The sequence below is a fragment of the Budvicia aquatica DSM 5075 = ATCC 35567 genome, from assembly GCF_000427805.1.
GTDB lineage: Bacteria > Pseudomonadota > Gammaproteobacteria > Enterobacterales > Enterobacteriaceae > Budvicia > Budvicia aquatica.
This window is the reverse complement of record NZ_ATYS01000078.1, coordinates 1-12,066: the sequence shown is the minus strand read 5'-3', so window position 1 is coordinate 12,066 and position 12,066 is coordinate 1. Positions and strand designations below refer to the sequence as shown.

The following is a 12,066-nucleotide window of genomic DNA, read 5'->3' as shown; positions in this document are numbered from 1 at the left end:
GCATCAGCGCTAAAGCAAACTGATGTCAGTGGTTTTTTGGGTTATAACACGTTGAAACGAGGGAAAAGTTATTGTGTCTGGCTGTCGTTATGTTCGACGACAGNGATAGTGGGTGAGCTGATAAAGATATCCCGGGCCATATTTCCGATGAGGTCGGTTGTGATGCTGTCAAACGCGCCACCAATGACCCCGCCGACCAGCGGTATNAGCTTGAAGGCATTGAGACTGCCTTTCTGGCCGACCTGTGCCATTAACTTAACGCTGACGGCTCGGTTNATATGTCGTACCACACCNGAGGAGGNCTGGCCCANTAACTGTCGGGTTAGACGCGTCCCAAGNTGNATACCGACATTCTTCAGAATATCTTTTGCCGTATTACCACATAAACATAAATAGACGCAGGTTTTGACCTCATCGTCTTTCAGGTTATGACCGCCTAGCAAAGCAATCGCGGCAATCATCCTGATTTGGATAAACAAGACACTGGTCATATTGAGCGGTATCGTCACTGGCAGTGTCATCAGACCGCCCAATCCGGTGATAAAACCGCTGGCGCCGGCTTTGATATTTTGCCCGCGTATCAACGCGTTCACGCAGGTCCGTTGGTTTGGGTGGGTATGTTGGTAAGCGTTAGCCAGTGCTTGAGCGGAGTCCAGTCCGGCGATACCGTTGATAGCCCGCTCATACAGCCAATCGAGCGTTGACTGTAGCGTTTCGATGGTCAATCTATAATCATGAGTCATAGTGTTTCTTCCTACTATTGGTTATCTGAGGTACACACCACTGACATTAAGCCAGATGTTGGCGCATATTCTCCGCCATCACCCATAACGCTCTGTTGAGTTTGATATCACCATCAATACCATTAATCGCCCTTGTTCGGGCCNGCTTTCCTTTGGCTGTGCGGCCTGACAGNCCGCCTTTAATNAAATTTTCCTGAGNNCGNTGAAAAATTGTCCAAAGGTCATCCTTTTTGTCCTCCCACCTCCGGGGCATCAGAATTTGCTCTTCTGTGACTGGCTGGTACTCTTCGCCATAGCGGTAGGTTAGGGCCGCATGGGCAAACGCCTGTTGCGCGGAGCGTGAGAGCGTGATGCCCTGCATGGCTTCCCGTTGTTCTTCTACTCGGTCAAAGATACCTAATACTTCATAGGCACCTTCAATCACGCGGTCGACTACTGGCCCGAGGTGTGGTACCCGCACCTCTCCGAAGGTGTCACCGCAGACCAAACCATTGGTGCAAATGGCTCTAAAAAAACCAGGAAGCATTTGGTAACTGCTCGAGCCATCATGACTATTGAGCAGGATTATCTCAGGGACTTCTTTTCCTAATATTTGGTCTTCACGGCGTAGCCTAATCAGATGTTTTGTATGGTCTTGTTTATCGAGATTACGAACACGAGTCTGGCAGGCAAAGAACGGTTGAAAGCCTTCTTTACGCAGGTTATCCAATAACGTAATGGTAGGAATGTAAGTGTAGCGGGCACTTCTGGAGTTGTGTTTTTCTTCCGAGAAAATACTCGGCACATGGCGGGCTAATTCATCGTTAGTTAATGGCCGGTCACGGCGAATACTATTGGCGGAGTGAAATCGAGATATTAATCTGGTCATTGATGTTCCTTAGTGAAATAACAGTGTGGTTCACTAAGGTAATATAGGGCTGAAATATTTCATGAGGTTTTATTCTTCGTATGTCAATTTATATTCTTTTTCCACTAAATACTCAATTAGCTTAGAGTTTATCATCCCCTTATCTTTAACTAATTTATCTATTTTTTTCTTTGTACTCTTACTAATATAATAATTTATCTTAGCGTCTTTAGCATGTTTATCCCTATAATTTTTTTGAACCCAGGCTTTTCTAAAATCTATTAAGAATAGTTTCTTAGTATCAATATGTGCCTCCCATATATCCAGTGAAGCATAAACTGAGCCATACATATCTAAGTCACTTAATGGTGTTATATAGTTGATGTTTAAACCGTGTTTGTTCAAATACTGCCATGCCCATTTGCATTGGGCTATATCATTCTCATCTAACCAATCTATAGAGAGTAAATTTTTATATGCCATTGACCAGAGACAGCTATATTGATTTAATTTTATTTCTTTTGTTTCTATATTAGCAGGCCAGTTGTCAAAGAACGTTATTATCTTTTTATACTTATCCTTTATATTGATTGCTATCTCGGCTTGGATGAAGTTATCATAGGCAAATTGTGAATGCTCTCTGTAAGGAGAATATGTATGCTCTATTTCAGTTGTAGGCATTATTTTTAATTTCAGCCATAGCCATTGGCATGCTCTTTCGTTGTATTTTATCCATCCAAACTTATCCTCATCAATTAGTGACTCATTTAGGTTAATAAACATTTCTCTTATTATTTTGTTGGCAAGATTTCTATCTTTAATGGTGTATTTTATACTATCGTTGATAGATTTGTTATTATCTAAATAACTTGAATATATAGGGCTAACAACGACGGCTTGTGTTCTTAGGTAATTAATGTAGAAATTACACTCTCTCCTATTATTACTTTTTACTACAACGTACCCATCAACTTGAAGTGCCATAACACTCTCCTTATCAAAAAATGACATAGATTATGTATAACATAATTTCGTTAACAAACCCAACGTATTTTTGTAATGTTTTAAATGTTATCTCGCGCGTTACGCGTAGATTATTCGTAATTTACGCGTAGGTTTTGTGTCGGTTTTTTGTTTTTATATTTATTTTTACTTTAATTTTTTCAATTGGTTACATTGATCTCTTCGTCGTTTTTAAATGATTTTTTAAAGAAATAAGATTCCTTATGATAATGAAAGTTTTTCGTTCCATCTTGATTATGCTGGGTATGGCGTTATGAATGATTTGGTCGTTGTTATTTGATGTATCACTTAACTAATATTTTATTCCGTAATCAGTTTTAGCGGTTTCTATATATGTCATTTTTTACACCGTTGAAACATGTGATGTAGAGAATACGGTCGTCCCAGATTGAGTCATTGTTGATTGACTCTGATTATACGTCCTTAGCCTTGCGCTAAGCGATTTAATCGCTCAGAGATGCAGATCATCGAATCACTTGAATCAACGGCACCTAAGGTGTCTGTACGCACGAATTCTCCTTATTCAACATTAAGTGGAGAAGCATCACATGAATAATTTACAGATTGATTTAATGAATGACCAGTTAGTCGACATGGTCTTTATTACGACACTAACTGGTCTGACCGATAAGTGGTTTTATAAACTAATACAGCTAGGTCAGTTCCCAAAACAAATTAAACTAGGCCGCTCTTCCCGCTGGTTAAAAAGTGAAGTCGAGGCTTGGTTACGTCAGCGAATTAATGCATCCAGAGGTGAGCCTGATATTGAGTTAATCGTAGATGATGAGAAGTCATAGACAATAAAATTTATCGCTAACATCTTTTTTATCGCTATAAAATTCATTAATCCAATCACATTTAATAATTAATTTATCAGTATGATGCTTTGGCATTTCTTGGGTTTTAATTCCAGAGTGAATCATCATGAATAACCTGCTAAAAATTATCTTTCTGCTATCTATTTTCTCTATCATTCTTTAATGAAATATTTAAATTAGCCATGATAAGAAGGTTTATTTTCAGGCTGCTTATTGTCGGTTTGTTTATTATTTATACATGAGTTTATTTAGATGGGATTTATATGGAGGTTTCTTTATATGGAGGTTTCTTTATATAGAGTTTATATGAGGGCTTATATAAGAATTGTACGGGTGGTATTCGTGTGGGTGGTAGATAGCATTAAGGTCGGTGGTGATATTAACATGGACGATATTAGTAATTAGCTTAGGTGCTGCCATCGAGTTAATGCAGGTGACATTGAAGGAGCTAATATAGCGAGGGGTTAGCGTAATGAACATGGAGGTGTATCAATAATCGATAGCGTTATTAACAGTCTTGCCAGTAATAATGTTAGGGGTATCTATGTATACCCCTTTATTCATTTAACCTTAGTAACGTTCTGCTTATTGTTATCAGCAATAAGCATCCGTGTATGTATCTCGGTATAACGCGCGTTATCACTATTCCTTGAGGTCAGTCACTATTTCTACTGACTCGTTCAATCTTAATCATCTTCTTGAGAAATAAATAATGAACGCTGACGATATCATTGGAAGCTATGGTCCACTGAATCCTGATTATTTAAATAGAATGACTAAAACCATTCAGGCTGCCTTAAAAGAACACCCTAGGACATTTGCTTTACGGGTTGACCTCAGGCTACCAGACGACATACTCGCGAGAACGGATCCCGCACTGATTTCTCGCTTTATGGATTCATTAAAAGCAAAGCTGAAAGCTGACTTAGCTAAGAAAGAGTCTGAAGGAAAAAGAGTCCATCCCTCTACACTACGGTACGTCTGGGTTAGGGAGTTTAATGAGCAAGAAGATAAGAAACATTATCACGTGCTGCTCTTACTCAATAAAGACGCCTATGCCTTTCTGGGGGATTATCGTCAGCAAACCGGTAACCTAGCGGCATTAATCACTCAGGCTTGGCTCAGTGCGTTAGGCATCAATGATGAGCGGTATCAGTCATTGACTTACTTCCCTAAAAATCCTTGTTACTACTTGAACATAAAAATGCTGGATACGGATGGCGTCTATGCCAAGTTGATGACCCGGGTCAGCTACCTCGCTAAAGAGCGCAGTAAAATCAGCGCTGACGGTGAACGTAACTTTGGGTGTAGTCACCGATAGTCAGGCCTTTTAGCGTGGTGCTGTTTACAGCACTCGCAGCGCGTATAGGCGTTCTGTGCTAGTCAATACCTCAGTGCTCAGTACTCAGTGCGTAGCAAGGCATGAGTAATATCAGTGCCAGCCATTGTGTTGGCATTGCTGGCTGCTTTAACTATCAAAAACAGTGAGACTTTTTCTGAGTGACGTCAATTGAAGAGGGATGTTGCATGTGCTCGATTTCATACCAGCTTAAAATACGCACAGGCCGCGTCTAGAGGCCGCTTAAGCACTTAGCTAGCACTAACATCACAATGCCACCTAGGGTGGCTATAGGGCTATTTTTAATAGGTATTCAATGGGTTGTCGATTGATTGAGTTTGAGTGAGCGGTATTCCATCGAGTTAAACAGTTCGTGACTGCCAAGATGCTGTCCCCTCAGATTGGTAACTACATCGATCATGCCGGTCAGGTCGCGACCTCGAGGATTAAGCGTCAGAAATAGATTGCTCAATCAAAGGGCACGTAGCTCGTCAGCGAGGAGTAAAAAATAACAGGTTTGCCCTATGAAATGAAACCTATTCATGCCGAGCATCATCATGTCGACCACGACACTAATCATCCGTTGTCTCACCGTTTTTAACCAAGCATTGAAACTATTCAATCCGCAATCTCGTCAGTCACCGCTGACTCATCCCGTTTAATCCTCAATTATTCCAGTCTGGAAACCGGTATCTGTCTCTGCCCTTAAGGGACGGATTACGACTGCCTGCTATCCAGCGAAAAGGAGTCTCCGTATGTACGTAAAATCCTTTATTGCACGTAATGCTTATGGACATCTCATGTCGGCATTAACCGCACAGCACGACCCAAATAGTGAATATCGTTGTCACCTCTGTAACAGCCCGCTGGTTTTTCATCGGAGTACTGCGCGTAGTCGCCCTTGGTTTGAGCATACCGATGCGGGTTTATCTGAACACTCACGCCAACACTGCCCTTACATCAATGTGGCCTTTGAAGAGGCGGCTACTGTTAATGTGTTGAGGACGTTGGTACCGAAAGCACGCCCGTTGGTACAACGGGGTCATTGACACTGTAGCGGCTGCGGTCATGTGTATTATGGCGAGAAATACTGCCTGACTTGTCAACGTGGTGCTCACAGCCAGATTGACGTAAGGGTATCGGCTGTCAGATGACTTTAAGAATTACGTTTTGAATCGATTAGGGGGGAGTAACGGTGTTGTTGACGGGCATGTGAATATTCTCAATATGCTGAAAAGTCAGATGTATGGTCGTGCGGCATTTGAACTACTGAGACGGTAGTTGATAAGTCCTTTGGTGTTAACAACTCCTAACTTGCTGAAAACCGAGAATTTAATTGATATTGACATTATTTCCAACTTATTAACAAATTCTCATTAAAGTAATGGTGATAATAATGTCTTAACTAATAGTCATTGTTTCCGGCTAATTTTCTTGTGTTAATCGATTATTTAATAATTAAATGTAATGCAAAACTAATAACTACCCGTATTATTAATTCGCTAATGAGTCGGTTTTCTATTAGGGTTGAATGTTTTTATTTATTCAGTGTGTGTAATCATGGTAATATACCAAATATAGTCATATGTATACTCTGCAATATTAATTAAGTATTGAGTTTTAACTGTGGTTAACATTTACGAACAGAAAGAAATCTATATAAATATTTTTATATCTTAGGGAGCAAGATTGTCAGTGAACATCAATAAATGTTATTTATTCATTCTCAGGGTCATATCGGATAATTCATCGGCTAATATCATAAGGGGTGGCCGATGAAAGAAATGAAAATGTTAATGCCACGAGAGTTTATAATGTTGAGTTCAGGCTCGACACTGGCGACTGCCTTTACTCTTCTGGTCGTTGCTTTACCACACACCTCCCATGCTGCATGTACCAGTACTGATGTTGGAACCTACGTCTGTGAAAATACAAACGTGGCAGGGATCGCCATTAACGGTACTGATGTCGTGGTTGAAACTGTACCTGGCTTTATCGTCAACGACTCAAGTACGACTAATTCAGCACTGACTATCGCCGGTTCTGGTTCGATTAGTTATACAGATATTCATGCGTCAGTCCTCAACACCGATGGTTCATATTCTCTCGAGATTCAGAATGATACTTTTGTAACCGGGCAATCTGCATCCACCATGATTGAAACCAACGGATTGATGAATAGTGGTATCTTGATTAACAACAATTCTAATGGTGGTTCTAGTATTGTTAATTTCAGTTCAAATAACATGACTGCTGGGGCTAATAGTCTCACTGTTATGAATGCCAATATGGATGGGGACGTAATTACTGACATCAATATTGGAGGTGATATCCATATCTATTCCAACGATGTTTTTGCCACCACGATAGATTCTTACGCTAACGAAGGTGCTATAAGTCTTAAATTTCGTGCAAACAATATAATTGCTGGATATTCGGGGATGAATGTCAATGCTAGCAGCTCTAATGGCTCAATCCTAACAGACATTGCGCTTACGGGAGATATTACTGCCAGATCAGGGCAAGGCATGAATCTAAATTTGAACTCATATAAGGGTGACATCAATACGTCGATCAAGCTAAGTAACATATCAGCTTACTACGAAGGAATTCAGTCATACAGCTATGCCCATAGTGGAAATTCGTTGTTTAATCTTGATATTTCAGGCAATGTCGATTCGCAAAGTCGCGCCGGAATATTAATTTCAAATGGCGCGAGTGAGGGAAATTCCATTTTAAATGTCAACGCTAACAATATTATCGCCTCCGACTTCGGGCTTTATTTGAGCAACAACAGTTCGGGGGGGGATGCCGTGACTTCAACGACGGTAATCGGTGATATCGTTGCGAGATACGCGGGGGCAACTATTCAAACCACCTCGAGTCTGGGCGACGTGACCTCGATAATCAATCTCAATAATGTCACTTCAGATATAGTGGGGATACAGTCCTACACTCAAGTTGATAGCGGTATCTCTACAACAGACCTTACTGTGGACGGCCAGATCAACGCTGACCAGGGTATCAATCTCTATGCGATGACCAATAATGGTCATGCTATTGTTACCCTTGATGTTAATGATATGACCACTGAATATGACGCGATACGTGTTATTAGCACCACATATGGCGGAGATGATGGTTTGTCTACCATTGACGCTATCACCCGTGGGACGATTGTGTCGCAGCAGGGTTACGGCGTTTATCTCGAGACCAATACGGCGGACACATACCTCACTGTTGCGGGGCTCGTTCATGGCGGTAACGGTACCGCAGTTGGCATTTACCGCCTGAGTAATGCAGAAAAATCAGCTTCTTTGGAACTACAACCCGGTTATGTTCTTGAAGGAACCGCGCAGGCCTTGGTTATTGACCAAAGTTTCTTTGACCCGAACTTAGCTTCACTCGATCTGGCGAATAGCCATCTGGTGCTTGGTGGCGCGTCAGGTAATGCTAATTTTGACTTGACCAAAATTGATAATCGCGAAGAGGCAATCACCGATGGCGACCCGAACCGTATCACTGGTTTCGGTACTTTGGTTAAAAAGGGTGATAGCGTCTGGATGCTAACTGGCTCAAATAGTGCTGACGACAGCGTTAATTCGTTCCTGTCGGTCAATGTTAACGCTGGCATCTTAGCACTGAATAACGCAACGCTGGGTTTAACCACTAGTGTGGCGGTTATGCCAACACCTACTGAGACTGAAGCTGATATGTTAACGGTTGCTGACGGTGCAACATTGTCTTCAATCGGTTCATCCTCTGTCATCGGTAATGTCACCAACGCGGGCGAAATTCGACTGTCTAACGGGTATGCCCGCGCGAATGGCGCCTTTACCGGCGACAGTCTCACGATTGCTGGCAACTATACAGGTAACGGTGCTTCTATTTTTATCGATACTCAGCTTGGTAACGATAGTTCTTTCACCGATAAGCTCTTTATTCAGGGTGATGCAACCAGTACAACGTCAATCACGGTGAATAATGTGGGAGGGATGGGCGATCAAACCAACTCTGGTATTACCATCATTGACGTGGGCGGTGTGTCATTTAACAATGCATTCTTGCTGAAGGGGGATTATGTCACCGCCGATGGCAAGCCAGCAATCATTGGTGGGGCGTATGCGTATACCTTACAGGCGAGTGGCGAAGAGGCGAGTGCCGGTCGAGACTGGTCTCTATCATCTAAGCTGAACCCGACAGACCCGGGTCCTAGCCCAGAAAATCCTGACAATGGGAGTGCATTACGCTATCAGCCCGGAGTGCCGTTGTATGAACAATATCCGCAGGTACTAGCCGCACTCAACACCTTGCCGACCCTACAACAGCGCGTCGGTAACCGTTACTGGTCCACTGAACTGAGTCAGAATAACGTTAGTGATGCTCCATGGGCATGGGGACGCATAGAAGGTAACCACGAGAAGGCTGACCCGGCTAAGTCCACCAGTGGTTCACAACGGGATATTGACCAGTGGAAGCTACAGACTGGTCTGGATATTCCGTTGCATCAGGGGCAAGATGGTTCACTGTTGACTGGTGGCGTGAATTTCTCCTACGGTAAGGCGCAGGCAGATATCCATTCTTTCTTTGGCGCAGGCTCTATCGATAGCTCGGGTTATGGCATAGGTACTACGCTGACCTGGTACGGCAATGATGGTATCTATGTTGATGGTCAGTTACAGACAATGTGGTTTGACAGTGGGTTGAGCTCTGACACGCTAGGGCAGAGTATGGTGTCGGATAATCACGGTCGGGGATATGCCTCGTCGATAGAAACGGGTAAGCGTTATTCGTTAGGATATGGCCTGTCATTGACACCGCAGACGCAGCTTACCTATTCGCGGGTAGACTTCGAGGATTTCCGTGACCCTTTTGGCAGTGAAGTCTCCCTGCAAGAGGGCGATAGCCTGCGAGGCCGGTTAGGCGTTTCATTGGATAAGGACATTGTCTGGCGAGCTGAAGATGGCACTACACGCCGGTCACATGTTTACGGTAATGTCGATGTGTACAACGAGTTTATGAATGGGACTAAAGTTAACGTTTCCGGTGTGGATTTTAGCACCCGGGATAAACGCCAGTCGGTTGGGGTGGGTGTTGGCGGGACCCATGAGTGGCAGAACGGACGCTATGCCGTGTACGGCAATGTTAACCTGCTCAGTGCAACCCATAACGTCAGCGATAACTACTCGATTGGTGGTTCGGTCGGTGTAAGAATTGGCTGGTAAGATTGTTATCTGTATGGCAGTCAGTTTTCTATCGTATATTTATTGCACGACATTTTGCTTGCCCTTGTGTTGTTCAGACTAACTATAGCAGAGAGAGACGATATTTCCCGGCATTCAGTTGCATGTGAAGGTGTGTGTTTTTCTCTGTACAGAGGCCTCTCTGAGTGGCGCTGTTGTGGTTAAGTTCATATTAGCGGAGCGTCTTACGGTCTAGGATGGTGGTTAACTCCCTGCCGTTTTTTTTATTTTGAAGGTATCGTTATGTCACAAAGCTTGAACCGTGAGCCTGCCTATCACTATGCAGAACTGGCAGAGATTGCTGCGTTGAAAGAGAAATCCGGTGATTGGAGAGGCGCGTCTCAGTATTGGGCGATGGCTGAGGATGTTGCCCGATTACCTGAGAACCGCCTCTGGGCGAGGTCACGGGCCCAGTATTGTGGTCATGAGGCGAGGCAGGGTCTTGGCTATGCGGGCCGGTCAGTGCCATCACCTAATCTGAATTCGCTGAAAAACGCCCGGGGAACGGTTAAGGATGATGAGTGTGTGCTGACAGCGCGTAGTTTTATCCCTATCATCGCAAAAACAAGGTATGGGACAGCATGATGTTACTGAATTATCCATTTTCTGCCGGGGTCACCATCCCCATAAATAAGGCGCTTGGCGATGTTGATATACCGAAAACCCCCACCCGTTTGCCCGTATTGCCATGACGCCACACTGGTGCGTAAGCATGGGACGTCGCGCTGTGGCTTTCAACGTTACCGTTGTCGCGAGTGTCGGCGCACGTTTCAGGGTAAATACGTTTATCAGACGAGTTGCCAGGCCCAGTCAGTGACCGAGGCTTAACGTGTTTAACAGACCTAGGGTGACGGTGATACGCCCTGCCTGTGGTACCGAACAACGATAGACCGCTCACTGTCAAGGTTCGGTCACGGAGATTTTTGATGACGATGATGACTTTACTCAAACAACGGCAACGCAAGGCTTGCTGGCATTGCGATGAAAGTACGCAAGTTTGCAAGCATGGCAAAGCCCTCAGTGGTCTGCCAGGATACCGGAGCCTCAGTTGCAGAGGGACGTTTCAGGGCCGGTACATTTACGCGGCTGATTTGCCGGATGGGAATGCGCGTGTTGGAGGGTAATCGACGGGGCGGTGTAACAACAGGGAGTTAGTGTCATGAGAGTGACCGGTTTGGATATTGTGATGAGTGTTGTGACCTTACTGGCGATAGCGGTGATGATACCGATGCCGTGGTTACTGTCTTCCTCCCAAGAGGGCGTGTTAGAAATTCTGTGGTGCGACACGAGGCTGTTCCTCTGATTGTCTCAGCCAGTATGTCGTAATAAGTGTAAAGAAACCTGCTGTCTCACCAGCAATTCCCTACCCGACTGTGCATCAAAAGCAATTTTGAGGTGCAAAGCGTCGGGGACAACGTAGCCACGGGCATCCCCACAGGAGCGAACCGTGAGGTTCAATCCAGAACTGCCAGCCGCAGTCGGTGAATGAGCTAGGGATTAAGGGGATGGTCAGCAAACGACGATACGTCAGAACGTTGGGCAAGAGTCTGTTGATGTTCCATAACCAGACGAACTGACCGTTCGCGAACTTCGGGTGAAAACGGCTTTGATGACATATTCAATACATATCAGAGAGTTTAGTCTTTGATAAACCCAGTTCGGTTCGGTAGGAAACTCATTAGAAATCTGGCCGATAATCTTATCGGCCAGAAATCGTGGTTAGCTGATGATATTACGCCTTGGCGCTCTCTCCTTTAGGCGGTTCAAACGCCGTAAGTGGCAAGACCGGACCGGTATACTTTTCAATATACACCAGAGCGGTATTACCCGAGCATCCGTTAGCCAGTTGAGAGGTCGGTATATCTTTGGTTAGCACATTGGCGCCGCCGTTCTTACAAATGCCGCCGGCTGCCGGGTCTAAATCCGGCCATGCCCCTTCATGAATACAGACAATCCCCGGTTTAATTCCGTCGGATACCAGAGCACCTACCAATACCTGCCCGCGATCGTTAAAGGCTCTGACCAAATCACCGTTAGCGATGTTTCTTGCTTT

General features: G+C 44.2%; 11 protein-coding genes and 2 pseudogenes. 8 read left to right on the top strand and 5 right to left on the bottom strand.

The genetic code is table 11. The features are described from left to right. Window positions 1-68 precede the first annotated feature (68 nt). The 3 genes from YWE_RS27965 to YWE_RS0119615 all read right to left on the bottom strand — a co-directional run bounded on the left by YWE_RS27965 (window position 69) and on the right by YWE_RS0119615 (window position 2,574). On the bottom strand, window positions 69-743 hold the full coding sequence (locus tag YWE_RS27965; RefSeq protein WP_051323455.1) for an EcsC family protein: 675 nt from the start codon (window positions 741-743) through the stop codon (window positions 69-71). A gap of 46 nt (window positions 744-789) precedes the next feature. Next, window positions 790-1,611, bottom strand: coding sequence for a DUF932 domain-containing protein (locus YWE_RS0119620; protein WP_029096045.1), 822 nt, complete (start codon window positions 1,609-1,611; stop codon window positions 790-792). Window positions 1,612-1,680: 69 nt separating this feature from the next. Further along, window positions 1,681-2,574, bottom strand: coding sequence for a hypothetical protein (locus tag YWE_RS0119615; protein WP_029096044.1), 894 nt, complete (start codon window positions 2,572-2,574; stop codon window positions 1,681-1,683). A 587-nt stretch (window positions 2,575-3,161) separates the two neighbouring features. On the opposite strand from YWE_RS0119615, the gene YWE_RS27960 reads away from it, so the two are divergent. The 8 genes and pseudogenes from YWE_RS27960 (at window position 3,162) to YWE_RS30590 (ending at window position 11,316) form a co-directional block, all read left to right on the top strand. Beyond that, the gene (locus YWE_RS27960) at window positions 3,162-3,410 is read left to right on the top strand and encodes a helix-turn-helix transcriptional regulator (protein WP_051323454.1); all 249 of its coding nucleotides are present in this window, start codon (window positions 3,162-3,164) and stop codon (window positions 3,408-3,410) included. Window positions 3,411-4,143: 733 nt separating this feature from the next. Further along, complete coding sequence (locus YWE_RS0119595; protein ID WP_051323453.1) at window positions 4,144-4,752, top strand: inovirus Gp2 family protein; 609 nt, start codon at window positions 4,144-4,146, stop codon at window positions 4,750-4,752. Window positions 4,753-5,525: 773 nt separating this feature from the next. Continuing rightward, window positions 5,526-5,819 carry a DUF7828 domain-containing protein gene (locus YWE_RS27955; protein WP_227659937.1) on the top strand — a complete coding sequence of 98 codons (294 nt, stop codon included), beginning with the start codon at window positions 5,526-5,528 and terminating at the stop codon, window positions 5,817-5,819. Between the two features lie 9 nt (window positions 5,820-5,828). Continuing rightward, window positions 5,829-5,924: pseudogene (locus tag YWE_RS32265) on the top strand (putative zinc ribbon protein); the annotation flags it as partial. Window positions 5,925-6,545: 621 nt separating this feature from the next. After that, on the top strand, window positions 6,546-9,995 hold the full coding sequence (locus YWE_RS27950) for an autotransporter outer membrane beta-barrel domain-containing protein (RefSeq protein WP_051323452.1): 3,450 nt from the start codon (window positions 6,546-6,548) through the stop codon (window positions 9,993-9,995). A 261-nt stretch (window positions 9,996-10,256) separates the two neighbouring features. Further along, on the top strand, window positions 10,257-10,598 hold the full coding sequence (locus YWE_RS27945; protein WP_036016598.1) for an ANR family transcriptional regulator: 342 nt from the start codon (window positions 10,257-10,259) through the stop codon (window positions 10,596-10,598). Between the two features lie 60 nt (window positions 10,599-10,658). Continuing rightward, window positions 10,659-10,805, top strand: a pseudogene (locus tag YWE_RS31765) (IS1/IS1595 family N-terminal zinc-binding domain-containing protein); the annotation flags it as partial. Between the two features lie 367 nt (window positions 10,806-11,172). After that, the gene (locus YWE_RS30590) at window positions 11,173-11,316 is read left to right on the top strand and encodes a hypothetical protein (protein WP_154661430.1); all 144 of its coding nucleotides are present in this window, start codon (window positions 11,173-11,175) and stop codon (window positions 11,314-11,316) included. 187 nt (window positions 11,317-11,503) lie between these two features. On the opposite strand, the gene YWE_RS31695 is transcribed toward YWE_RS30590, so the two are convergent. Next, window positions 11,504-11,629, bottom strand: coding sequence for a hypothetical protein (locus YWE_RS31695; RefSeq protein ID WP_282705586.1), 126 nt, complete (start codon window positions 11,627-11,629; stop codon window positions 11,504-11,506). A gap of 116 nt (window positions 11,630-11,745) precedes the next feature. Further along, a partial coding sequence (locus YWE_RS27940; RefSeq protein ID WP_029094078.1) for a molybdopterin dinucleotide binding domain-containing protein occupies window positions 11,746-12,066 on the bottom strand: 321 nt, incomplete at its 5' end.

Coding starts and splice junctions, on each gene's coding strand:
- YWE_RS0119615 (WP_029096044.1), bottom strand. CDS start 2,574: ATGGCACTTCAAGTTGATGGGTACGTTGTAGTAAAAAGTAATAATAGG.
- YWE_RS27960 (WP_051323454.1), top strand. CDS start 3,162: ATGAATAATTTACAGATTGATTTAATGAATGACCAGTTAGTCGACATG.
- YWE_RS0119595 (WP_051323453.1), top strand. CDS start 4,144: ATGAACGCTGACGATATCATTGGAAGCTATGGTCCACTGAATCCTGAT.
- YWE_RS27955 (WP_227659937.1), top strand. CDS start 5,526: ATGTACGTAAAATCCTTTATTGCACGTAATGCTTATGGACATCTCATG.
- YWE_RS27950 (WP_051323452.1), top strand. CDS start 6,546: ATGAAAGAAATGAAAATGTTAATGCCACGAGAGTTTATAATGTTGAGT.
- YWE_RS27945 (WP_036016598.1), top strand. CDS start 10,257: ATGTCACAAAGCTTGAACCGTGAGCCTGCCTATCACTATGCAGAACTG.
- YWE_RS30590 (WP_154661430.1), top strand. CDS start 11,173: ATGAGAGTGACCGGTTTGGATATTGTGATGAGTGTTGTGACCTTACTG.
- YWE_RS31695 (WP_282705586.1), bottom strand. CDS start 11,629: ATGTCATCAAAGCCGTTTTCACCCGAAGTTCGCGAACGGTCAGTTCGT.